We start from the raw sequence: 22,248 nt of genomic DNA, 5'->3' as shown, positions 1-22,248 counted from the left end.
TTCGCCTAGTCGGCGTGTGATCTGGACCGATTTCAGGGTTGAGCGGAACACGCTCAACTTTTCTGACGTTGAGCGGGATGATGGTCCATGCTGGACGCTGACCACGAGGTGGAGGAATGGACGCTTTCAACCCGACGACCAAGACGCAGCAGGCGGTTTCCGCGGCGGTGCAGGCCGCGACGCTGAACGGGAACCCGGACGTGGGTTCCGTGCACCTGCTCAGTGCACTGCTGGCGCAGACGGACGGGTTGACCGCGCCGTTGCTGTCGGCCGTGGGCGCCGACCCGGCCCAGGTGCGCAAGGAGCTCGAGCAGCTCTCCCGCGCGCTGCCCAGTGCCTCCGGCTCGACCGTGTCCGCCCCGCAGTTCTCGCGCGACGCCGTGCGGGTGATCGGCAAGGCCCAGGAGCTCGCCACCGAGATGGGGGACGAGTACGTCTCGACCGAGCACCTGCTCGTCGGGCTCGCGCAGCACGGCGGCACGGTGGCCGACCTGCTGCGGCGGCACGGTGCCACGCCCGACGCGCTGACCGAGGCCTTCGCGAAGGTGCGCGGGTCGGCGCGGGTGACGTCGGCCGATCCCGAGGGCACCTACAAGGCGCTGGAGAAGTACGGCGTCGACCTGACCGAACGTGCGCGCAAGGGCGAGCTCGACCCGGTGATCGGCCGTGACGCCGAGATCCGCCGCGTCGTGCAGGTGCTGTCGCGCCGCACCAAGAACAACCCCGTGCTGATCGGCGAGCCCGGTGTCGGCAAGACGGCGATCGTCGAGGGCCTGGCGCAGCGCGTCGTGGCCGGTGACGTGCCGGAGTCGTTGCGCGGCAAGAGGGTCGTGTCCCTCGACCTCGGCTCGATGGTCGCGGGCGCCAAGTACCGCGGTGAGTTCGAGGAGCGGCTCAAGGCCGTGCTCAAGGAGATCACCGACTCGGCAGGGCAGGTCATCACGTTCATCGACGAGCTGCACACGATCGTCGGTGCGGGCGCGACCGGTGAGTCGGCGATGGACGCCGGCAACATGATCAAGCCGATGCTCGCCCGCGGTGAGCTGCGCATGGTCGGTGCCACGACGCTGGACGAGTACCGCCAGCACATCGAGAAGGACGCCGCCCTGGAACGCCGTTTCCAGCAGGTGCTGGTCGGCGAGCCGTCGGTGGAGGACACGGTCGGCATCCTGCGCGGCCTGAAGGAGCGCTACGAGGTGCACCACGGCGTGCGCATCACGGACGCCGCCCTCGTCGCCGCCTCGACGCTGTCCGACCGCTACATCACCGCGCGCTTCCTGCCGGACAAGGCCATCGACCTCGTCGACGAGGCCGCGTCCCGGCTGCGGATGGAGATCGACTCCCGGCCCGTCGAGATCGACACGGTCGAACGTGCCGTGCGGCGTCTCGAGATCGAGGAGATGGCGCTGGCCAAGGAGTCCGACCCGGCGTCGGTCGAACGCCTGCACGCCCTGCGCGCCGAGCTGGCGGAGAAGCGCGAGGAACTCTCGGCCCTGACCGCTCGCTGGCAGAACGAGAAGGGCTCCATCGACCGCGTGCGCGACCTGAAGGAGCAGCTCGAGTCGTTGCGCGGTGAGTCGGAACGAGCCGAGCGCGACGGCGACCTCGGTCGCGCCGCCGAACTCCGCTACGGCCGGATCCCCCAGCTGGAGAAGGAACTCTCCGTCGCCGCGGAGTCCACACAGGACGCCGCGATGCTCAAGGAGGAGGTGGGCCCCGACGACGTCGCGGACGTGGTGTCGGCGTGGACCGGCATCCCCGCGGGCAGGCTGCTGGAGGGCGAGACCGCCAAGCTGCTGCGGATGGAGGACGAGCTCGCCCGCAGGGTCGTCGGCCAGGCAGAGGCCGTGCGCGTCGTGTCGGACGCGGTGCGCCGCACCCGTGCCGGAGTGGCCGACCCGGACCGCCCGACGGGCTCGTTCCTGTTCCTCGGCCCCACCGGCGTCGGCAAGACGGAGCTCGCGAAGGCGTTGGCGAGCTTCCTGTTCGACGACGAGCGGGCGATGATCCGCATCGACATGAGCGAGTACTCCGAGAAGCACTCGGTGGCCCGCCTGGTCGGCGCGCCTCCCGGCTACGTCGGCTACGACCAGGGCGGCCAGCTCACGGAGTCGGTCCGCCGGCGCCCGTACTCGGTCGTGCTGCTGGACGAGGTCGAGAAGGCGCACCCGGACGTGTTCGACGTGCTCCTGCAGGTGCTCGACGACGGTCGCCTGACCGACGGCCAGGGCCGCACGGTCGACTTCCGCAACACGATCCTGGTGCTCACCTCGAACCTGGGCTCGCAGACCATCGTGAACCCGTCGCTGACCGAGCTGGAACGCAAGGACGCCGTGATGGCCGTGGTGCAACGGCACTTCAAGCCGGAGTTCCTCAACCGGCTGGACGACGTCGTGGTGTTCCACGCGCTCCTCACCGAGGAGCTGACGTCCATTGTGGACATCCAGATCACGCGCCTGGCGGAACGTCTCGCGGCCCGGCGCCTGACCCTGGACGTCACGACGTCGGCCCGCGACTGGCTCGCGTTGAACGGCTTCGACGCGATCTACGGTGCCCGGCCGCTGCGGCGGCTGGTGCAGTCGGCGATCGGCGACCAGCTGGCCAAGGAGCTGCTGGCCGGTGAGGTGCGGGACGGCGACACGGTGCGGGTCGACGTGCTGGACGACAACAGCGGCCTGATCGTGGGTCGCAGCAGCTGAGCCCGGATCCCCCGCGGCGGTCGGTAGGTTGGCCGCCGTGGGGGATCTTCGCTTTGTGCGTTTCCAGGCGGTCGAACCGTCGCGCAGCGGCAACCTGACCGGTGTCTTCGGACTGGTGAACGGCCTGTGGAGGGCCGGTCGGCTCACCGGGGAGCAGGAAACGTTCCGCCACACCAACGCCGACTGGTACAACGCCGCCTACACCGACCCGTCGACGGTCGATCCGACCGTGTACGACCGGGAGGTCAACCCCGGCGCCGCCGCGTGGTTCAAGACCACCTCGCCGCACCTGATCGACCGGGTCACCGGTTACCTGGCGATCCTCGACGCCCACGGCGTGCGGTGGTCCCGAGGTCAGCGGCGGCTCTCGACCGTTAGCCCACCCGACATCACCGCACGGATGTGCTCGCCCCCGAGCAGGTCGTGCGGATAACCGAGGTCGACAGCGCTGACCTCGTCGAGCCGCGCCACCTGCTCCCCGGTCAGCTCGACCGCCAGCGCCTCCAGGTTGCCCACCAGCTGCTCCGGCGTACGCGCACCCACGACAGGTGCCGTCACGCCAGGCCGCCGCAGGTTCCACGCGAGCGCTACCTGGGCAGGCGTGCACTCCACCTCCGAAGCCACCTCGCCCACGACGTCAGCGATCGCGAGCGTGCGTTCGGTGACCATCCCCAGCCCGGCGTTGAAGCTCCTGCGGTTGCTACCGGAGGAGTCGGGGCTCGAGTACTTGCCGGACAGCACCCCGCCGCCCAGCGGTGAGTACGGCGACACCCCGAGCCCCAGCGCCCGAGCCATCGGGATCAGGTCGCGTTCGGCGCCGCGGTTGATGAGGCTGTACTCGATCTGCAGCGCGACCAGCGGTGACCAGCCGCGCAGGTCCGCGACCGCCTGCATGCGCGAGATCTCCCAGGCGGGGGTGTTGGACATCCCGACGTACAGGACCTTGCCCTGCCTGACCAGGTCGTCCAGGCCGCGCAGGACCTCCTCGAACGGCGTCAGCGCGTCCCACACGTGCACGTGCAGCAGGTCGACGTGGTCCGTGCGCAGCCGGCGCAGGCTGTTCTCGACGGACGCGAACAGGTTCTTGCGGTGCGAGCCGCCGGAGTTCGGGTCGCCGGGTGTGCGCAGCGTCGAGTACTTCGTCGCCAGCACCAGGCTTTCGCGGCGGTCGCCGACGAGGTCGCCCAGCAGTTCCTCGGAGCCGCCGTAGGAGGCCGCGGTGTCGACGAAGTTGCCGCCGCGCTCCACGTAGATCTCGAACAGCCTGCGCGCGTCCTCCGGTGAGGAGCCCCAGCCCCACTCGTTGCCGAAGGTCGCCGTGCCCAGTGCCAGCGGCGAGACCCGCAGGCCGGAGCGGCCCAGCAGCCGGTAGGTGTCGAGCGACATCGTTTCTCTCCCCGTGTTCGTGGTGTGGCACCAGCCTGTGATCACCGGGAGCAGGGGGTAAGGGAGGGAACTTCCTGGGAACACGAGTCCTACCCGGACTGTTGGACCGACCATGCTCACCGACGTGACGCAGGAGCTGGCCGCGTTCCTCAGGAGCAGGCGCGAACGGCTGGACCCCGGGGACTTCGGCCTTCCCGGACGGCGGCAGCGGCGGACTCCCGGGCTGCGGCGCGAGGAGGTGGCCGAACTGGCCGGGGTGAGCGTCGACTACGTCGTGCGGCTCGAACAGGCTCGCGGGCTCCGTCCCTCGGCGGACGTGGCGGAGGCGCTCGCCGAAGCGCTGCGCCTGACCTCCGACGAACGCACCTACCTCCTCCGGCTGGCCCGGCACCGTCCTCGTGGGACGGCGGAGGCCGTCACCACCGCGGCGCCGTCGCTGGCCCGGCTGGTCGCCGACCTGTCACCGCGGCCGGCCATGCTGATGAACCACCGCTTCGACCTCCTGGCCTGGAACGCCGAGATGGCGAAGGTGCTCGTCGACTTCGGCACCCTGCCGCCGGCGCGGCGCAACGCGATCTGGCTGTGCCTGCTGCACCCGGAGATCCGCGAGTGCTACGTCGACCGCGACCGCGTCGTGCGCGAAGGGGTCGCTCACCTGCGCGCCGCCTGGGCCGCGCATCCCGACGACCGGGTGCTGGCCGGGCTCATCGCCGACTGCGCCGCCGGTGACGAGGAGTTCGCCCGGTTGTGGGCCACCCGCGAGGTCAAGATCAACGGTCGCGGGGACAAGGTCCTGCGGCATCCGCTGGCCGGTGAGGTCGCCCTGCAGTTCGAGACGTTCACGCCGCTGCAGGACCCTGACCAGTTGCTGGTGATCTACCGCGGCGCGGACGCGGAGAGTCAGGCGGTCTTGGACGCGCTGTGCGCGGTGCCGCATCCGTGCGGCGTCTTGACAGCAGGAAAGGCACACCGAGGTCACGACGCGCGGAAGTGATCTTCGTTCCTCGCCTCCGACCCACTAGGCTCTGGCTGTGGGCATACCGGCGTGGGTCTGGTTCACCGTCGCCGCGGTGGCGGGTGTGGCAGGGTTCGCCCTGCTCGCGACCGACCGGGCGCAACGAACCGCGCGTAATCGTGAACGGCGCCGTTGGGCTGCTCTGCGCGGCTGGCAGTTCGAGGAGACAGACCACGTGCTGCCGACCCGCTGGGAAGCGGGAGCCATCGCGTACTACGGCACGGGCCTCGCCCGTGACGTCGTCGCGGGCTCCACCTTCACCGCGGACGGCCGCAGGCAGGTCTACGTGCTCGACCACGAGACAGGCGGCAAGGTCAACTCCGTGCTGGTCGGGGTGCGCTGCCGCAGGGCGCTGTCGGTGGTGATCGAACTGTGGCTGTCGACGGTCCCGTTCCAGCGCGACAACGACAAGATGCCGATGCCCGACCTGCTCGGCCCGGTGGGCTCGCGGTACGCGTTCGTCACCGACGTGCCGGCGGCCCGGAAGATCATCACGCCGGACCTGATCGACGCCGCCGAGGAGATCGGTGGCGACGTCACGGTCGTCTGGATGGAGAACGACTGGGTGCTGGCCGCCGCACCGCCGAACTCGTCGCCCGCGCGCCTCGAACGGCTGCTGCGCGACGTCGGTGAGCTCGCGGACGTCATCGACCCCTTCGACCCGGACCCCTCCGAGCGCGAGGAGCCGGCGGCGGAGGAGGACGAGGGCGGCGAGGTCTACCGCCCGTCGTTCGGCCGCAAGCCCTGATCCAAAGCTTCAGCCAACGCCGCCGCCGAGACACCTCGGCGGCGGCTTTTTTGTGCCTCCCAGGCGTGGGTCATGTGACGTTGGGTGATCAGAGGGGGTATGTATCGTGTTTCGTCGCACTCCAACCAGCGGTATTCCAGACCGCATCCAAAGTGGTGTGAGCTACGTCACACGACACTCCGTGTAAAACATCGGGCCGCGATTCAGATACTCCGAGCAGTTAGCCGTCGTGTCCCCGAACCCCCGGAGGGAAGCACGATGTACGGAGGAAAGATTGTCCCGCCCGTCGCAGTCGCTGGTACGGCGTCCGTCGTGACGCTGGCCAACACGGGTGCCTCGGTCGGGTGGTTGCTGTTCGGCGGAGTGGCGATGGTCGTCTCGGGCCTCGCTCTGCGCCTGTTCGTGCTGCGCCGTCCCGCGAAGCACGAAGTGTGATCATCGGCGGCCTTCGACCCCGGCGATTTTCCGACTACCGTTCGGTGGCATGCCAACCGCACTGGTGACCGGATCGACCGTCGGGATCGGGGCCGCCTTCGCCCGCAGGCTCGCGGCAGAGGGATATGACCTCGTGCTGGTCGCGCGCACCGCGTCCGCACTCGAAGAGCTCGCGAAGCAGCTGCACGACCGCCACGGCGTCCACGTCGACGTCCTGCCGGCCGACCTCAGCGACCACGAGGACCGCCTCAAGGTCGAGAAGCGGCTCGCGGAGTCGGCCGTCGACCTGCTGGTCAACAACGCGGGCTTCGCGAACAACGGCGAGCTCTTCGCCACGGACGTCGAGAAGCTGCAGAGCCAGCTCGACGTCAACGTCACCACGGTGCTTCGCCTGTGCCGGGCCGCGATCCCGGCGATGATCGCGCGCGGCAAGGGCGACGTGATCAACGTGTCGAGCGTCGCCAGCTTCCTGCCCGGTCGCGGCACCAGCTACAGCGCCGACAAGGCGTGGGTGACGGCGTTCTCCGAGGGCACGGCACTCGCGGCGGAGGGCACCGGGGTGCGGATCATGGCGCTCGCGCCCGGTTTCGTGCGGACCGAGTTCCACAAGCGCGCGCAGATCGACATGTCCAAGACGCCGGGCTGGCTCTACGTCGACATCGACAAGCTGGTCCACGAGGCCCTGCGCGACCTGCGCCGGGGCAAGCCGCTGTCGATCCCCGGCCTGCAGTACAAGGCGATCGTGACCATCACGAGGCTGCTGCCGCGGCCGTTCGTGCGCAGGATGGCGTCGCGGTTCGCGGGTGGGCGCGGCCGCACCTGAGTGGAACCGTTCGGCCTAACGGCGCGTCGGAGCCCTCGTGAGCGAACAGTTCCATGTCGAACCGGACGAGCTGCGCGGGTACAGCGAACTGCTGGACCGCAACGCCCAGCACTTCCTGACCATCAAGGACCACGCGATCTCCAAGGGCGGTGACACCAGCGGGTTCACCGGCCTGCTGACGTTGCTGCACCCCGTCGTGACCGGTGTCGCGAACCTCTACGGGGAGACGTTGGACTTCGCCAACAAGATGATGCTCAAGGACTCCGCCGCGCTGAGGAAGACGGCGGACTCCTACGAGAAGGTCGACCAGTACGGCCTCAAGCTGATCCAGGGCGCCGGAGGTGGCCGATGACCACGGCATATGCGGACGTCCAGGACCCGTCGGTCGCGCTGAGCGCCGCCGCGGAGGACCGTCCCGGCAGGCAGACCACCAAGGAGCTCATCGAGGCCGCCGGGTGGAAGCTGCAGGGCGTCAACTGGATCTACGAGAAGGTCACCGGCGAGAACCTGATCGAGTCGCTGATCAGCCCGCTGGTCGGCGACTTCGAGAAGATCGACGCCAACGCCAACGCGTGGGACCAGGTCGCGAAGGCCCTGGACTCGGTGCGGCACAACGTCGGTGACGGCGCGGGCCAGCTCGGCCCGCACTGGGACGGCGGCGCCGCGACGGCGTTCGAGCGCCGCATGGACACCATGTGGGTCATCGCGATCGAGGCGGACTCCCAGGTCGCCCGGATCATCGGCAACAAGTTCCAGTCCATGGCCTCGGCGTGCCGGTCGGCCACGAAGATCGCCCTGTTCCTGCTCGACAAGCTCTGCACCATGCTGCTCGAAGCGGCGATGACCGCGGTGATCCCGGTCGTCGGCTGGGGCCGCGCGGTGTGGATGGTCTACGACGCGATCCAGATCGTGGACGCCGTCCGCAAGATCATCCAGTCGATCATGACGCTGATCGAGGGCGTCCAGGGCATGGTCGACGGCATCGTGGCCATGGGCACGGCGCTGATGAAGCTCAAGGACGTGCGTGACGTGAACGACGCGCTGGACGTCGTCGACGGCGTGCAGGACGGCAAGCAGAAGTTCGACAACGGCGTGGCGGCCGCGAAGTCCGGTGCGATCGGTGTCGGCCTCGGTGCCTACAGCCTCGGCAAGGCCGGAACCGCTGCGTCGGGCCGTTCCAGCTCCGCGCCCGCACCTGCCCCGGCACCCGCGCCCGCGCCCACCGGTGGTGGTCAGCAGTGACGTTCCCCTACGACCAGGCACGGCTGCAGGCGCTGTTCTCCGAGGTGGACGCCCGCGTCGACGACCTCGGCAAGGTCGCCACGGCCGCGTCGCAGGTGCAGCGCCGCTCGCGGGGCCTGAACGAACAGGACCTCGCCGAGATCGAACGGTTCGCGAAGACGCCCGGCGCGCCGAAGGAGCTCAAGGACCTCCAGCGGCGCGTGGACGCAGGCGAGATGTCGTGGGCCGACGTCGCCGCGGGCCGTGCGCTGAACGACGAGGGCGTGCAGAGGGCGCTCGCGGTCGGCGTCCCTGACCTCCAGCGCGCCTACCAGGCGATCGAGGAGGGCCAGGACATGGACGACATCATCACGTCCGGCAACCCGGCCGCGCACCAGCCGCCGCCCCGCTCGCGCCGTGACGACGACGATGAGGACGACGGCCCCAGCCACTTCCGCAAGGACGCCTGGTAGCCGGCCGTTTCTAAGCACCTGGCCGGAATTCTTGTCCGAAACCTCGTGTCCTTGCTGGTGCCGAGGCGTCTGCAAGTACCACCAACTCTTGATCGAATCGCCGTCAACCACACCCAACCTGTTCGTCGTCTGACGAACATGCGCCGTCCCCTTCAGGCCCGCAAGCCTGTTGGTGGCAGGAAGTGCCTGTTGATGTTGAGTTGGTGGTACTTGCAGACGCCGACAGGGCCAGGTGCGGGGCCGCTCGGGCGAGTAACGGACACGACTTCTGGCACCAGGCATTAGACGGGCCAGTCCACGCCGCCACTGCTGGTGTGCCTGGTCCCGGTACCGCGAACGACGTCGAAGGCGACCGCGCAGGCGGTCGCCAACGACCGCAGCGGCTCGGTCACCTGCGGGTTGATCTGCACGACGTCGCGGCGGACGCGTTTGCCGGCCCGCTTGGCACGCCCGCCGGTCTCGATCCGCGCGATGTCGCCGAAGAAGCACAGCTGCTGACCGCTCGCGTCGTGCAGCGACTGCTGCCACGCCCCGTGCGTCCTGATCGTCCCGATCAGCTGGCCGCCGGGCGTGCTGACGCGCACCTCCGGCCGCCGGCCGAACCCCTTGCCGATGTGCATGATCGGCTGACCGTGCGGCGCGACGACGTCGAGGTCGAACGTCGTCCAGCCGGAGAACCCGGTGTGGCGCAGCGGTCGCTGCAGGCCGGGGCCACTGCGTTCGCGGACGACGGCGATCGGCGCGTCGTGCTCGTCGAACACCTCCACCCGGTACTGCGGCCGGAACAACAGGCTCATCGCGGTCCACGGCTGCTCGACGTAGAGGGTGCTCACGGTGATGCAGCGTACGAGGCGTCGAGCGCGCGGGTGTGCGAAGCTCACGACCCGTGCGAACTGAAGTGGTCTTGGACTCGAACGCAAAGTCAGAACTCGCTCGTCTCGTGAGCGAATTGGCCGTGGTGCACGGCAAGGTGACCCTCTCCAGCGGCAAGGAAGCCGACTACTACGTCGACCTGCGGCGGGCGACCCTGCACCACGCGGCGGCCCCGCTGATCGGCAAGCTGCTGCGGCAGCTCACGTCCGACTGGGACTTCGTCGCGGTCGGCGGTCTCACCCTCGGCGCGGACCCCGTCGCCTACGCGATGATGCATTCCGCCGGTGCCGACGGTGACGTGCTCGACGCGTTCGTCGTGCGCAAGGCGAACAAGGCCCACGGCATGCAGCGCCAGATCGAGGGCATCGACGTGCGCGGTCAGCGCGTGCTCGCGGTCGAGGACACCTCCACCACCGGTGGTTCGGTGCTCACGGCCGTCGCGGCGCTGCGCGAGCACGGTGCCGACGTGATCGGCGTCGCCACGGTCGTCGACCGCGGCACGGGCGCCAAGGAGGCCATCGAGGCCGAGGGTCTGCCGTACCGCTACCTGCTCGACCTGAACGACCTCGGGCTCGCCTGAGGTTTTATCGAGAGCGCTTCGAGCCACCCCGTCCTAGGCTGGAGGACGGGGTGGTGCGAATGGCCAGGGTCTTTGCTGAAGCGGTCATGCTCCTGCACTTCGCGGTGCTGGCGTTCCTGCTCGTGGGTGGGTACGTCGCATGGCGGTGGCGCGGCGTGATCTACCCGCACATGGCGATCGGCGCGTGGGCGATTCTCAGCCTGCTGGTGCCCGTGACGTGCCCGTTGACGACGGCGGAGGAGTTCTTCCGCGCGCAGGCGGGGATGCCGCCGCTGGGCACGGGTTTCATCGACCACTACATCGACGGCGTCTGGTACCCGGAGAGCGCGTCGACACTGGTCCAACTGGTGCTGGGGTCGATCGTCCTGGTCTCGTGGGTCGGCTTCTATGCTGGTCACCGTGCTGCTCGAAGGCTTTCACGCTGTTAAGCACGCGTTGCGCTTCGGCGCCGACGTGCAGCCGTTGATCACGACGGACCTCGCCGCCGCGATCGGTCTCGCGCAGACGCACGCACCGGATCTGCGCGAGCGGTTCGAGGCCGCCACCGAGGTCGACCAGAACCAGTTCAAGCTCAGGGCGGGCCGCCTGCACCCGACCGGTGTGGCGGGGTTCGCGGAGCGGCCGGACCTGGCGTTCGACCGCAACGCCCCGGTCGTCCTGCTCGACAACCCGCGCAACCTCGGCAACTTCGGTGCCGCGATCCGGGTGGCTGCCGGGCTCGACGCGGGTGGCGTGATCTCCACCGGTGACGTCGACCCGTGGCACCCCAACGTGCTCAGGGGCTCCGCCGGGCTGCATTTCGCGCTGCCCGTCGCCAAAGTCACATCGCTGGACTTCGCGGGCGAACTGATCGCGTTCGACGCGGACGGCGACCTGCTCGAGGGGCCGATCCCCGACGACGCCGTGCTGGCGTTCGGATCGGAACGCCACGGCCTGTCGCAGGAGGTCCGCGCGCAGGCCTCCCGGATCGTCCGGCTGCCCATGCGCGAGAAGGTCAGCAGTTACAACCTGACAACATCTGTGGCCATGGGCCTCTACCACTGGGCGATTCACCGAGCTTCTTGATCGGTCAAGCACTCACCATGACCAAGTGGTGATCGCGAAACTGCTGGCGGCGCGAGCCGGTGTCGCTGAGCGCGCGGTGTATTCCAGGCACCTGCGGCGGGTCTGGGGTGTGCCGGGCACCCTCCTCGGAGCGAGGGCGTGGCCGCCCCTGTTCCGGGACAAGATCCACACGAGCTTCAACTACTGGTGGCAGGCGCACCTGCTCGACTGCATGATCGACGGCTACCTGCGTTCGCCCAACGAGCTGCGCAAGACGGCCATCGCCAAGGTCGTGCGGGGCATCCGGGTCCGCAACGTCCTGGGCTGGACCAACGACTTCTACGACGACATCGCGTGGCTCGGCCTCGCCCTGCAGCGCGCCCAGCACGAGGTCGGCATCGCGAAGCCCAAGGCGCTCGACGCGATCGCGGTGCGGCTGCGCGACGGCTGGACCGACCACGCCGGCGGCGGCATCTGGTGGAAGCGCAACGACGACTTCAAGAACGTCCCCGCGAACGGCCCTGCCGCGATCTTCCTGGCCCGCCAGAACGAACGCACCGACCTCGCCCGCGCGCGGTCCATCGTGGACTGGGTCGAGGAGCACCTGGTCGACCCCGGCAACGGCCTCGCGTGGGACGGTCTGCACGTCCACCCCAACGGCGAGATCCGCGAGTACGAGAAGAACATCTACACGTACTGCCAAGGAGTTCTCATCGGCGCGTGCGTCGAGCTGGCCAAGCACGGCCAGCAGGACAAGTGGCTCGACAAGGCCGCCCGCACGATCACCGCCGTGCACGACGACCTCGCCACCAACGGCGTGATCCGGGGTCACGGCGGTGGTGACGGCGGCCTGTTCGGGGGGATTCTGACGCGCTACCTCGCCGAGGCCGCGCTGACGATCCCCGATCTCGACCCCGACCGGCACGAGACCGCTGATCTGGCCAGGGAACTCGTTGTGCAGTCGGCGGAAGCGGCGTGGAACAACCGCGTGATGGCGGTGAGCGGCCCGTTGTTCGGTCCGGAGTGGACGGTCCCGGCGGACGAGAAGGAGGGCCGCGACCTGTCCGTCCAGCTCGGCGGCTGGATGTGCCTGGAGGCGGCCGCCCTGCTCGAACGCCGCGGCCTGGACGTCGCTACGGCTTGAGCCAGCTCAGCAGAGTCTTGGCGTCCGCGCGGAACTGCTCCGGCGAGTCGTCCAGCACGAACTCCAGCAGCGCGTTGCGTTCGAGGCCGTCGCGCGCCAGCTCGCTCAGCACGGGCTTCCACAGGTCTCGGCGCTCCGCGAGCGGGAACCGCTCCTTGAAGCCACCGCTACCCCACGAGAAGACGTGCGCCGTCACCGGTTCCAGCGTCCGCACCTCGTGCACGGCCGAGAACACGTCCTGGCCCCCGCGCGGCTGCCAGTACGACACGACGCCGTCGACCTCGTCCAGCAGTTGCACGGCCGAGTCCAGGGTGTCCGTCAGCGTGTTCGGGTGGTACTCGAGGGCGATCTTCGTGCCCATCGCGTCGGCATGTTCGACGGCGTGTTGCAACGCCTCGACCACCGGCGCGCGGTCGGGGCACTCGGCCGACCCCGCGGTACCCGCCCAGACCCGCACGAACGGCGCGTCGAGCTCGGCCGCGGTCTCCAGGATCGGCGCCAGGTCGGCGCGGTCGGACACGCCCGCGCGGTAGTACGACCCGTACGCGGCCACCTTCAGGCCTGTGTCCAGCGCCCGTCGCGCCGCCGCGACGTCGCCGGGCGGCACGTGCACGTCGCCGCCCCACTCGACGGCCTGCAGGCCGCACTCCGTCGCCAGCTCGCCGATCTCCTCGACCGTGAGCTGCCGGAACGTCACCGAGACGAGACCGGGGATCAGCATCCGCAGGACTGCCTGTGCCTGAGAGAGGGCGCGAGCCGGATCGTCTCCGGGGGCCTTTCGGGTTCGGCGATGCGGGAGAGCAGCAGCTTCACCGCGGTCCGTCCGATCTCCTCGACCGGCTGGGCCAGCGTGGTGAGCGGCGGTTCGATCAGGGTGGCCCACTCGACCTCGTCGTAGGCGACGACGGCCAGGTCCGTGCCGAGTTTCAGGCCGCGGGCACGTGCCTCGTGCAGCATGCCGACCGTGACGAGGTGGTCCGCCGCGACGACGGCCGTGGCCGGGTCCTCCTGGTCGAGCAGCGGCGCGAGCCAGCCGCTCTGCGACACCAGGGCCTCGTCCCACTTCAGGCCGGCGCGGCCGAGGCCGAGGCGGTAACCGAGGATGCGCTCCTCCGTCGTCGCCACGCCCGTCTGGCCGCAGACGATGCCGATCCGGCGGTGCCCGAGCTCGGCGAGGTGCTTGACCAGGCCGGAGGTGGCCTGCACGTTCTCCGGGCCGACCTGGTCGATGTCCTTGGACACGGTCAGGCGGTCCACCAGCACGGTGGGGATGCCCAGTCTCTTGAGCTCCGGCAGCACGAGACTTCCCCCGGTACCGGCCGACGGCGTGAGCAGCAGCCCGTCGACTCTTCGCGAACGCAGCATTCTGACCGCTGTCTGCTCGGACTCGGGGGTGTCTCTCGTGTCGATCAGCACGAGCGAATAGCCGTTGCGAGTCGCCTCGGACTCGATGGCGGCGATCAGCTCGGCGAAGTACGGGTGCGAGACCAGTGACACGGCCAGGCCCAGCGACTTCGTGCCGCCCATGACCAGCGAACGCGCGATCGCGTCCCCCGTGTACCCGGTCTCGTCGATCGCCTTCTGGACGCGCTCGCGCGTGTCCCCCGCGACCGGCCTCGTCTCGTTGATCACGTGTGACACCGTGGTGATGGAGACTCCCGCGAGAGCCGCTACATCCCGCATGGTGACCATGGCTCGGACCTTACCCGTTTGGAGGAAGCCCAGATGGCAGCCGTGCTGTGTGTCGGGCTCACAACTCTCGACGTGACCCAACGGGTGGACGAGTTCCCCGAACCCGGCCAGAAGATCCGCTCGCTCGGCGCGGTGCTCTCGCCGGGCGGCCCGGCGGCGAACGCGGCCCGTGCGGTCGCGGCGCTGGGCGGATCGTCGGCTCTGCTCACCGCGTTGGGTGCCGACGCACTGGGTGAATTCGTCAGGGCTTCCTTGGAGCCGGTCCAAGTGACCGCCGTACCGGGCACGACGCCCGTGAGCATGGTCGTCGTCAGAGACTCAGATGGAGAGCGCACGGTCGTTTCGCGCAACGCCTCGGTGCCCGTCACGGCGCCGGATTTGTCTGATCTTCTGCAGGTCGCGGACGTGGTCCTCTTGGACGGACACCACGAAGGCCTGGTGATCCCCGTCGCCCGGCAGGCGAAAGCCATGGGATTGCCTGTGGTGCTCGACGCCGGGAGCTGGAAACCTGTCCTCGATCACCTGTTGCCGCTGGTGGACGTGGCCGCCTGCTCTCACGGGTTCGAGCGGTCCGAGGCCGAGGTGCACTCCTACGGGGTGCCGCTGGTCATTCGCACGCAGGGTGCGAGGCCGGTCACCTGGTCCCGGAACGGCTCGACGGGAGAGCTGCCCGTGCCCGCGGTGGAGGTGAAGGACACGAACGGTGCCGGCGACGTCTGGCACGGCGCGTACGCCTACGCGCTGGCGTCAGGAGCGGACCCGGTGGAGGCCATCGGCTTCGCGTCGGAGGCGGCCGCCGTTCGCGTCGGTGCGGTCGGGGACTGGGTTGAGAGGCTGGCGCGGTGGCAGGACAGCAGGTCAGGTTCGACGAGCTGCTAGAACGGGCTCGGGTGCTCACCGACCAGGGTGAGCGCAAGATTCTCGGCATCGGCGGCGCACCCGGTTCGGGCAAGTCGACACTCGCGCGGCGGCTCGTCGAGGCACTCGACGGCCAGGCCGTGCTGGTCGAGATGGACGGCTTCCACCTCGCGCAGAGCGAGCTGGAACGGCTGCGGCTGGTCGAACGCAAGGGCGCGCCCGACACGTTCGACATCCCCGGCTACGTGGACCTGCTCGGCCGGATCAAGGCGTGCGGGCCGGACATGATCTACGCGCCGGAGTTCCGCCGCGAGATCGAGGAACCGATCGCCTGCGCGGTGCCGGTGCACCCGGACGTCCCGCTCGTCGTCACCGAGGGCAACTACCTGCTGCTCAACTACGACAAGTGGAAACGCGTCCGGATCATCCTGGACGAGGCGTGGTTCCTGTTCATCGACGAGGACGTGCGCGTGCAACGCCTGATCGACCGCCACCTGCGGTACGGGCGCACCTTGTCGGAGGCGGAGGAACGGGTGCTGCACGGCACGGACCACGTCAACGCGTTGATGGTGAACTCGTCGAAAGGATCAGCGGACCTGCTGATCACCGAGGTTCTCTAGCGGTTCGTCATCCCCCTGAACCGCACACGATGGTGAAGCAGCCGAGCGCGTCGTTGTTCGACACGTTCCTGCCGCCGTCGGTGACGGCACCCTCCGGCGCCCACATTCCGTACTGGCCGTTGTTCTCACTCGTGTTCCTGCGCACGGTGATGTCGAGTGGAATCGGCACGTCGATTCGCAGGCCGTCGCGCCGGTTGTCGGCGAATGTGTTGCGTTCGATCAGCAATGGGCCGTTGAGAGTCGACGGCGCCCGCACTGCCAGCCCGGCCTGCTGCATCTTCTCGAACCTGTTGCCGCGGATGATGCCGCTGACCGGCCGGTGGACGCCGAGCCAGTTGCCGGTGCTGAAGGTGTTGTTCAGCAGTTCGATCCGGCCTGTCGCGATCACCTCGGCGCCCTTGAGCTCGCTGCCCCGGATGGTCAGCCGTTCGAGCCCGCCGATGGTGAGGGCGTGCAGCGTGGTGTTGACGACGTCGGCCTTGAGGGCCCCGACGAAGTTGATGGCGTGCCAGCCGCCGTTCCGGAGGACCAGGTGGTCGGCGTAGATCTGGTTCAGGCTGGACGTGCTGTCCTGGAACTGGCAGTGCGTCCCGCAGAACAGCCGCCACATGGTGATCTTGCTGCGCACGAACGTCACCGTCGAGCCGGTCCAGTCGCCACCCGAGGCCGAGCTCGGCTGCCCCATGGTCATGTCGACGAACCGGGTGTTGGTCGCGCTGACCGCCTCGATGTTGCTGGGGATGGTGCCGTTCCGGACCGTCGTGCCGTCGACGTCGATCATCCTGATGGCGGGGGTGCCACTCAGGGTGTGTCCATTCAGGTTGATTCTCAACCCATTTGCTCCGACGATGAGCGCCGGCCCGTTACCGCAACCCCAATCGCCCATCAGTGTGAAGTTCTGCGTGATTACTTGACCGCATTGCGGCATCGGTTGTGCCTGTGCCGGTGTTACTGAGCCGAACAGGGCAATTAAAACCATGAATGAACAGAGCAATCGCATGACAGGCCTCCCCGCCCTTCACGTGAAAGGACAGGTAAGCACTGTTCAGGAGATTTGTCGCTAGTTCGTTCCGACTTCGACCGTTTCGTCGATCGGCTTCTGCATCTCCTGGCGGTAGCGCCAGATGCCCCACCCGGTGCCGCCGAGGAAGAACGCGATGCTGACGATGATCGCAGCGGTCTCGAGCCACGGGAACGTCTGCAGGACGCCGGCGCCGTAGTAACCGGCGAGCACGAGCGTCGGCACCCACGCGATCGCGCCGATGGTCGTGGCCAGCGTGAACCGGCGGAGGTCCATCCGCGCGGCACCGGCGATCATCGGCGCCAGCGTGCGGATCCACGGGATCCAGCGGGCGAGCACGACGGCCCAGAAACCACGCCGGTCGAGGAAGTCGCCGGCACGTTTGAGGTTGTGCCGGTTCAGCACCTTGCCGCCCTTGCGCGCGAGCATGCGCGTGCCGGTGCCGCGGCCGATGAAGTACCCGACCTGGTTGCCGACGACGGCGATGATGAGAGCCGCGAGGGACAACAACCACGCCGACAGCTCGCTGTTGTGCGTCGCCAGCACCACGCCGGCCGCGAACAGCAGCGAGTCACCGGGCAGGAAGAGCCCGAAGATGAAAGCGCACTCGACGAAGATGAAGCTCAGCACGATGACCCAGACGGCCACCGGACCCGCGGTCTCCAGCGAGGCGAAAGCATGCGCCACGGTGAGCCAGCCTACGTCGTGCTGTGCCGTCGGGACGGCGACATCGGGTTGACGGGTGGGCGAAATCTGGATTGAGCACGCTGAGTCACTGCGTGAACTCCCTTCTGTCGAGATCACCATCGAGTGAACCAGTCGAATCGGACTAGCGTGGTCGATATGGAGAGCCTGCTCGCTGAACTCCGCGCCGCAGTGGGTGACTCGGGTGTCCTGACCGATGCCGACGTCACCGCGAGCTACCAGCGCGACATGATGCCCCTGGCGCCGCACGGCAGCCCGTTGGCCGTGGTGTTCCCGCTGAACACCGAGCAGGTCCAGGCGGTCGTGAGAGCGTGCGCGAGCCACCGGGTCCCGATCGTGCCGCGGGGCGCGGGCAGCGGTCTGTCCGGCGCCGCGAACGCCATCGAGGGCTGCGTGGTCCTCGTGATGACCAAGATGAACGCGATCGTCGAGATCGACACCGACAACCGCCTGGCCGTCGTCGAGCCCGGCGTGGTCAACCTCGACCTGCGCGGCGCCGTCGAGAAGGACGGGCTGTTCTACCCACCGGACCCGAGCAGCTACGACTGGTGCACGATCGGCGGCAACCTCTCCACCAACGCCGGCGGCCTGTGCTGCGTGAAGTACGGCGTGACCACCGACTCGGTGCTCGGCCTGGAGGTAGTCCTGGCCGACGGCGAGGTGCTCACGACCGGCCGGCGCACGGTCAAGGGCGTCGCGGGCTACGACCTCACCAAGCTCTTCATCGGCTCAGAGGGCACGCTCGGCGTGATCACCAAGGCCACGCTCGCACTGAGGCCCCTCCCGCAGGCCCCCGCCACGCTGGTCGCCGCGTTCAGCAGCACCGCCACCGCGGGCGCCGCGGTCAGCAGGATCGTCCGCGAGGGCCTGGTGCCGTCGCTGATGGAGATCATGGACCGCACCTCGATCGAGGCCGTCGAGCAGTACCTGAAGACTGAGCTCGGCGCCGGACCCGGCTGCGCCGCGCTGCTGATCTGCCAGTCCGACGCGGGCGGTGAACAGGCCAGGCACGAGCTCCAGAAGATCGAGGAGATCTGCCTGGAGGCAGACCTCGTCTACTCGACCCAGGACGTCAACGAGGGCCGCGACCTGCTGACCGCGCGCCGGGCCGTGCTCACCGCGCTGGAGATCTACGGCTCGTGGCTGACGGACGACGTGTGCGTGCCCCGCACCCGCATCGCCGAACTGATCCAGGGCTGCGAGGACATCTCCAAGGAGGTCGGCCTGAAGATCGCCGTGGTCGGCCACGCCGGCGACGGCAACATGCACCCGACGATCGTCTACGACCCCGCGGACGCCGACCAGTTCGCCCGCGCGCAGAAGGCGTTCGACGACATCCTCGCCGTGGGGCTCGCGCTCGGCGGCACGGTCACCGGCGAGCACGGCATCGGCAAGATCAAGCGCGAGTGGCTGGCGAAGGAGATCGGGCCGGTCGGGCTCCGGGTCCACCGCGAGATCAAACGCGCGCTGGACCCGGAGAACCTGTTCAACCCCGGCTCGATGTTCTAGCTACTCCACGTGGAACGACGCGGTCCTGGAGACCAGGCCGTCCGCCGTCCGGCTGCGCACCTCGACGTTCGGGAACGGGTGGTCGCCGAAGTCGATCGGCAGCGTCACCGCGCCGTCAGGACCGGCGGCGACCGTCTGCTCCTCGCCGTAGTTGACGCGGTACAGGTACTCGGTGACGCCGGGCATGCCGGGCGCGAACGTGACCAGGTCGCCGTTCTTGGTCACCACGGGCTCCGAAGGCGCGACGTGGATCTCGCCGACCCCGGACTGGGTGAGATCGCCGTCCGAGTTCCTCGCCCGGACGTACAGCCGGGTCACCCACGGATCGGTGACCCGCACCCGTACCGCTGCCGCGCCGTCGACCGCGGGCACGGTGACCGAGCCCGGCGCACCGGTGATCTCGTAGACGAACGAGGTGATGTCGCGCTCGGCCGAGCGCAACGACACTTCGACCTCGGTGCCGAGCGGGATCTCGCCCTGCGGCACGGTCACGGTCGGCCAGGACGGCCGCACCCAGAAGTCGTACCGGGTCGGGGCGGAGAGGTTGCCGAGCCGGTCGACCGAGCGCACCTCGATCCGGTTGGGACCCGAGGTGGGCACCCGCATCGTGAGCGTCGCCTTGCCGCCGGGCCGGTCCGCCCGCACGGTGCCGTACTGCCCGGCGCCGTCGTAGGTGAACTCGACGGCGTCCTCGTCCCCACCCGCGTCGAAGGTGAACGTGCCGGGCAGTCCCGCGCCGGTCTGCGGGAAGTCCGTCGTCGTCACGACCGGCGCGACGGCCGGCCCGAGCAGGTCGGCCGTGAACCGGCACGGCGTGCTGGCCGGGCCGCGGTCGTACCCGTCCTCACCCTGCGCGGTCCACTCGTAGGTGTGGCCGTGTTCGGCGAACCCTGAGGGCACCACGAACGGCATGTACGCGTTCACGGTTCCCTCGTGCCGTTTCGCCGGGTCGGCCACATCGGCCACCACGTACCGGACCTGGAAGCCGGGGAAGGGGTCGGCGTCGGTGACGACCGCGGACAGCTGCGGCGGCCGGTTGACGAGGTCGCCGGTCGCGGTGCAGGGCAGGCCGTTCACCCGCGGGTCGGTCGCCGCGCTCGGCGGCGTGTTGTAGCTGACCTCGACGGACACCGGGGCGTACCGGCGGCCGTAGCCCGTGTCGAACTGCTTGCCGCCCGCCATCCGCAGGGAGAACGTGGCCTTCTCCTGGCCCGCGGCCACCGCCCTGGTGATGACGTCGGTGATCTCCCAGCTCACGTTGGCCTGGCACTGGCCGGTCACGCCGGTCTCGAACCGGGTGAGCTCCCGCGGCGCCTTGAGCCACGTGGGCTGCTCGGCGAGCTTCGTGTGCCACAGCTCGACCGAACGGGGCTTCGCGCAGTCGGTCACCGCCGTCTCGCGCGAGTAGGCGCGTGCGGTGAAGATCCTGGTGCCGCGCAGCCGGGTGAGGTCGACGGTGAAGTAGGCCTTCGAGGAGTGGAACCGGTTCTCCTCGTCGCGCCACGCGCCGACCGGGAGGTCTTTGCCGGTCTGGGTCTGGTTCGGCGTGCGCAGGTCGGTGTAGCTCTGCCCGGTCACGGGCATCGGCAACGACACCGGGTCGGCGGTGGCCGGGGCCGCGGCGAAGGCCGTGACCCCGGCAGCGATCAGCAGCGTGCTCAAGGCACGTCTCATGCGTATGTCCCCCCACGAAAGTCCGGCCCCCATGCCGGATCGGGGCAGACCCTAGCTCAGCAACACGCCTGCTGAACAGCGGTAATCGGCTCCTGAGCTGCCTTTTCCACGTCTGCGAGCATCTGCTGCCGCTCCGCCGGCCCGAGCACCCGGCCGCGCGTCAGCACGGTGTGGGTCCGTTGCGTGTTGCGGATGTCGGAGAGCGGGTTGCCGTCGAGCACCACGAGGTTCGCCGCCTCACCAGGCTTCACCGCGGCACCCCGAGTGCCGGCCTTCAACGCCGCCTTGGCCGGCAGGCCCGCCTCCACCAGCAGCTCCAGCTCGTCGTGCACCGAGAAACCGGGGAACGTGTACGGGTTGCCCGCGTCCGTGCCGGCCAGGACCTCGACGCCGTGGTCGTGCATCTCGCGGACCTGTGCCATGCGGCGCCGGAGAAACTCGGCCTGCTGCCGGATCTCCTGGTCGGTCACCGGGGCCCAGTTCTTCAGGCCGTCGCGCCAGAAGTCCCGGTAGAACGCTGGCATGTACTTCATCCGCGGGTCGTTCGCGAACCGGTCGGCGGGGCTGGCGAGCACCCGCATCGTGACCATCGTCGGCACCAGCGCGGAGTTGTTGCGTTGCAACCGTTTCGCGAGCTGCACCACCTTGCTTCGACTGTGCGACAAGGCGGCCTGGCGTTCGAACTCCAGCACCTGCTTGAACCACGCGAACGAGTTGGCCGGGTCGAGCGGCAGGTCCGCGATCGCCTGGCGCAGCTGGGTCTCCCGCGTGCTGGTGGCGAGCGGCAGGCCGTACATGTGCTCGAACGTGCGCTGGCCCAGGTCGCTCGCGTCGCCCAGCGGCACGTGGTTCGAGCAGTGCCCGGCGAACGTGATGGCCTGCCGTGAGCACTCGTCCGCGATGGCCGTGAGCGTGGCGCGGTCGAGGTACGAGTAGACCTTCACGAAGTCCGCGCCCTGCGTCTTCGCGTCCCGCACGGCCTGGCGTCCTTCGTCGGGCGTGCTGACGACCAACGCGCCGGGCAATGTCGAGTGAGGGCCGTCGATGATCGTGCTGCCGACGACCAGCTTCGGCCCGAAGACCTCGCCGCGCTCGATCCGTTCGCGCAGCTCGTAGATCGGCGGGAAACCCCACATCTCGCGGATGCCCGTCACGCCATTGGCCAGGCACAGCGGCAGCGTGATCCGGTCCATGTACGCGCCGTGCACGTGCATGTCCCACAGGCCGGGGATGACGAACTTGCCGGAGAGGTTCAGCACCGTGGATCCGCGCGGCAACGGCAGGTCGCACGAGCCGACCGCGAGAACCCTGTTGTCCGCCAGCACGATCGTCGCGCCTGGTCGAACGCCGGCCGAGTCGATGAGCGTGACGTCGCGCAACGCGGTGACGTCCGTGGAGGCGTCGGCTCGGCCAGGCAGCAGGCCCGCGCCCGCCGCCACGCCGAGTCCGGCCAGCCATCCCAGCACTTCACGTCGAGTGGTGTCGGTCATGCCGTTCAACCAACACCTTGACGCTACGTGAGACTCAAATCCTTTCGAGCACCTGCCGCGCGTCGGACGCCCAGAGCGGGCTGGCGCTGAGCTCGACGAGATCGGGCACCAGCGCCGCGCGGTGTTCGGGAGCGAGCGTCTCTGCGACGTACCTCAGCGCGGCCGACACCTGCCACGCGTCCCGGCTCCGCAAAGCCTGGCGCAGCAACGCGATGCGGTCCTCTGCCTGGTGCATCAC

25 protein-coding genes are annotated in these 22,248 nt (G+C 69.1%); 16 read left to right on the top strand and 9 right to left on the bottom strand.

Annotated elements, in window-relative coordinates:
* The first annotated feature begins 116 nt into the window (after window positions 1–116).
* Window positions 117–2,699 (top strand): ATP-dependent chaperone ClpB, encoded by a 2,583-nt coding sequence (clpB, locus tag ACSHWB_RS12825; protein ID WP_439662255.1) that lies wholly within the window; start codon window positions 117–119, stop codon window positions 2,697–2,699.
* A gap of 37 nt (window positions 2,700–2,736) precedes the next feature.
* Window positions 2,737–3,132, top strand: coding sequence for a hypothetical protein (locus ACSHWB_RS12820; protein WP_439662254.1), 396 nt, complete (start codon window positions 2,737–2,739; stop codon window positions 3,130–3,132).
* Here ACSHWB_RS12820 and ACSHWB_RS12815 read toward each other — a convergent pair.
* Window positions 3,054–4,085: an aldo/keto reductase gene (locus ACSHWB_RS12815; RefSeq protein WP_439662253.1), complete on the bottom strand. Its 1,032-nt coding sequence runs from the start codon at window positions 4,083–4,085 to the stop codon at window positions 3,054–3,056. The genes ACSHWB_RS12820 and ACSHWB_RS12815 overlap by 79 nt on opposite strands.
* Window positions 4,086–4,197: 112 nt before the next feature.
* Between ACSHWB_RS12815 and ACSHWB_RS12810 the strand changes: the two genes are divergently transcribed.
* The 7 genes from ACSHWB_RS12810 (at window position 4,198) to ACSHWB_RS12780 (ending at window position 8,800) form a co-directional block, all read left to right on the top strand.
* Window positions 4,198–5,079, top strand: a complete 882-nt coding sequence (locus ACSHWB_RS12810) for a helix-turn-helix domain-containing protein (RefSeq protein WP_439662252.1) — start codon at window positions 4,198–4,200, stop codon at window positions 5,077–5,079.
* A gap of 37 nt (window positions 5,080–5,116) precedes the next feature.
* The gene (locus ACSHWB_RS12805; protein ID WP_439662251.1) at window positions 5,117–5,848 is read left to right on the top strand and encodes a hypothetical protein; all 732 of its coding nucleotides are present in this window, start codon (window positions 5,117–5,119) and stop codon (window positions 5,846–5,848) included.
* Window positions 5,849–6,160: 312 nt separating this feature from the next.
* Window positions 6,161–6,283: an LPXTG cell wall anchor domain-containing protein gene (locus tag ACSHWB_RS12800; protein ID WP_439662250.1), complete on the top strand. Its 123-nt coding sequence runs from the start codon at window positions 6,161–6,163 to the stop codon at window positions 6,281–6,283.
* A gap of 49 nt (window positions 6,284–6,332) precedes the next feature.
* A complete protein-coding gene (locus ACSHWB_RS12795; RefSeq protein WP_439662249.1) occupies window positions 6,333–7,106 on the top strand; it encodes an SDR family NAD(P)-dependent oxidoreductase in 774 nt (257 codons plus the stop codon).
* Between the two features lie 37 nt (window positions 7,107–7,143).
* Window positions 7,144–7,458, top strand: a complete 315-nt coding sequence (locus ACSHWB_RS12790) for a hypothetical protein (RefSeq protein ID WP_439662248.1) — start codon at window positions 7,144–7,146, stop codon at window positions 7,456–7,458.
* Window positions 7,455–8,348 (top strand): WXG100 family type VII secretion target, encoded by an 894-nt coding sequence (locus tag ACSHWB_RS12785; protein WP_439662247.1) that lies wholly within the window; start codon window positions 7,455–7,457, stop codon window positions 8,346–8,348. Before ACSHWB_RS12790 ends, ACSHWB_RS12785 begins: the two co-directional genes overlap by 4 nt.
* On the top strand, window positions 8,345–8,800 hold the full coding sequence (locus ACSHWB_RS12780) for a hypothetical protein (RefSeq protein WP_439662246.1): 456 nt from the start codon (window positions 8,345–8,347) through the stop codon (window positions 8,798–8,800). The genes ACSHWB_RS12785 and ACSHWB_RS12780 overlap by 4 nt, the downstream gene beginning before the upstream one ends.
* A gap of 281 nt (window positions 8,801–9,081) precedes the next feature.
* On the opposite strand, the gene ACSHWB_RS12775 is transcribed toward ACSHWB_RS12780, so the two are convergent.
* Window positions 9,082–9,633, bottom strand: coding sequence for a hypothetical protein (locus ACSHWB_RS12775; protein ID WP_439662245.1), 552 nt, complete (start codon window positions 9,631–9,633; stop codon window positions 9,082–9,084).
* A 65-nt stretch (window positions 9,634–9,698) separates the two neighbouring features.
* Between ACSHWB_RS12775 and pyrE the strand changes: the two genes are divergently transcribed.
* Genes pyrE through ACSHWB_RS12755 form a run of 4 tightly spaced genes read left to right on the top strand, consistent with a single transcriptional unit; the run spans window position 9,699 to window position 12,441 of the window.
* Window positions 9,699–10,253 (top strand): orotate phosphoribosyltransferase, encoded by a 555-nt coding sequence (pyrE, locus tag ACSHWB_RS12770; RefSeq protein ID WP_439664583.1) that lies wholly within the window; start codon window positions 9,699–9,701, stop codon window positions 10,251–10,253.
* Between the two features lie 59 nt (window positions 10,254–10,312).
* Complete coding sequence (locus ACSHWB_RS12765; protein ID WP_439662244.1) at window positions 10,313–10,681, top strand: DUF2784 domain-containing protein; 369 nt, start codon at window positions 10,313–10,315, stop codon at window positions 10,679–10,681.
* On the top strand, window positions 10,641–11,318 hold the full coding sequence (locus ACSHWB_RS12760) for a TrmH family RNA methyltransferase (protein ID WP_439662243.1): 678 nt from the start codon (window positions 10,641–10,643) through the stop codon (window positions 11,316–11,318). Before ACSHWB_RS12765 ends, ACSHWB_RS12760 begins: the two co-directional genes overlap by 41 nt.
* A 25-nt stretch (window positions 11,319–11,343) precedes the next feature.
* On the top strand, window positions 11,344–12,441 hold the full coding sequence (locus ACSHWB_RS12755; protein WP_439662242.1) for a glycoside hydrolase family 76 protein: 1,098 nt from the start codon (window positions 11,344–11,346) through the stop codon (window positions 12,439–12,441).
* On the opposite strand, the gene ACSHWB_RS12750 is transcribed toward ACSHWB_RS12755, so the two are convergent.
* A complete protein-coding gene (locus ACSHWB_RS12750; protein WP_439662241.1) occupies window positions 12,431–13,162 on the bottom strand; it encodes a sugar phosphate isomerase/epimerase family protein in 732 nt (243 codons plus the stop codon). The genes ACSHWB_RS12755 and ACSHWB_RS12750 overlap by 11 nt on opposite strands.
* Complete coding sequence (locus ACSHWB_RS12745; RefSeq protein WP_439662240.1) at window positions 13,156–14,133, bottom strand: LacI family DNA-binding transcriptional regulator; 978 nt, start codon at window positions 14,131–14,133, stop codon at window positions 13,156–13,158. Before ACSHWB_RS12745 ends, ACSHWB_RS12750 begins: the two co-directional genes overlap by 7 nt.
* 33 nt (window positions 14,134–14,166) lie before the next feature.
* Here ACSHWB_RS12745 and ACSHWB_RS12740 point away from each other — a divergent pair, with 33 nt between their 5' ends.
* Together ACSHWB_RS12740 and ACSHWB_RS12735 are read left to right on the top strand one after the other, a co-directional pair.
* Window positions 14,167–15,012: a PfkB family carbohydrate kinase gene (locus tag ACSHWB_RS12740; RefSeq protein ID WP_439662239.1), complete on the top strand. Its 846-nt coding sequence runs from the start codon at window positions 14,167–14,169 to the stop codon at window positions 15,010–15,012.
* Window positions 14,976–15,611: a nucleoside/nucleotide kinase family protein gene (locus ACSHWB_RS12735; protein WP_045315649.1), complete on the top strand. Its 636-nt coding sequence runs from the start codon at window positions 14,976–14,978 to the stop codon at window positions 15,609–15,611. The genes ACSHWB_RS12740 and ACSHWB_RS12735 overlap by 37 nt, the downstream gene beginning before the upstream one ends.
* Before the next feature lie 7 nt (window positions 15,612–15,618).
* Here the strand turns inward: ACSHWB_RS12735 and ACSHWB_RS12730 are convergent, their stop codons facing one another.
* The gene (locus tag ACSHWB_RS12730; protein WP_439662238.1) at window positions 15,619–16,611 is read right to left on the bottom strand and encodes a right-handed parallel beta-helix repeat-containing protein; all 993 of its coding nucleotides are present in this window, start codon (window positions 16,609–16,611) and stop codon (window positions 15,619–15,621) included.
* Window positions 16,612–16,671: 60 nt separating this feature from the next.
* Window positions 16,672–17,319, bottom strand: coding sequence for a DedA family protein (locus ACSHWB_RS12725; RefSeq protein ID WP_439662237.1), 648 nt, complete (start codon window positions 17,317–17,319; stop codon window positions 16,672–16,674).
* 156 nt (window positions 17,320–17,475) lie between these two features.
* Here ACSHWB_RS12725 and ACSHWB_RS12720 point away from each other — a divergent pair, with 156 nt between their 5' ends.
* On the top strand, window positions 17,476–18,846 hold the full coding sequence (locus tag ACSHWB_RS12720) for an FAD-binding oxidoreductase (RefSeq protein WP_439662236.1): 1,371 nt from the start codon (window positions 17,476–17,478) through the stop codon (window positions 18,844–18,846).
* On the opposite strand, the gene ACSHWB_RS12715 is transcribed toward ACSHWB_RS12720, so the two are convergent.
* The 3 genes from ACSHWB_RS12715 to ACSHWB_RS12705 are packed head-to-tail and all read right to left on the bottom strand — an operon-like array spanning window position 18,847 to window position 22,245.
* Window positions 18,847–20,520 carry a hypothetical protein gene (locus ACSHWB_RS12715; protein WP_439662235.1) on the bottom strand — a complete coding sequence of 558 codons (1,674 nt, stop codon included), beginning with the start codon at window positions 20,518–20,520 and terminating at the stop codon, window positions 18,847–18,849.
* A gap of 56 nt (window positions 20,521–20,576) precedes the next feature.
* Window positions 20,577–22,010: an amidohydrolase family protein gene (locus ACSHWB_RS12710; RefSeq protein ID WP_439662234.1), complete on the bottom strand. Its 1,434-nt coding sequence runs from the start codon at window positions 22,008–22,010 to the stop codon at window positions 20,577–20,579.
* Window positions 22,011–22,044: 34 nt separating this feature from the next.
* On the bottom strand, window positions 22,045–22,245 hold the full coding sequence (locus ACSHWB_RS12705; protein WP_439662233.1) for a hypothetical protein: 201 nt from the start codon (window positions 22,243–22,245) through the stop codon (window positions 22,045–22,047).
* Between the last annotated feature and the right edge of the window lie 3 nt (window positions 22,246–22,248).

It is taken from the genome of Lentzea sp. HUAS TT2 (assembly GCF_051853195.1).
Lineage (GTDB): Bacteria > Actinomycetota > Actinomycetes > Mycobacteriales > Pseudonocardiaceae > Lentzea.
This window is presented reverse-complemented; position numbering and strand designations above follow the sequence as displayed.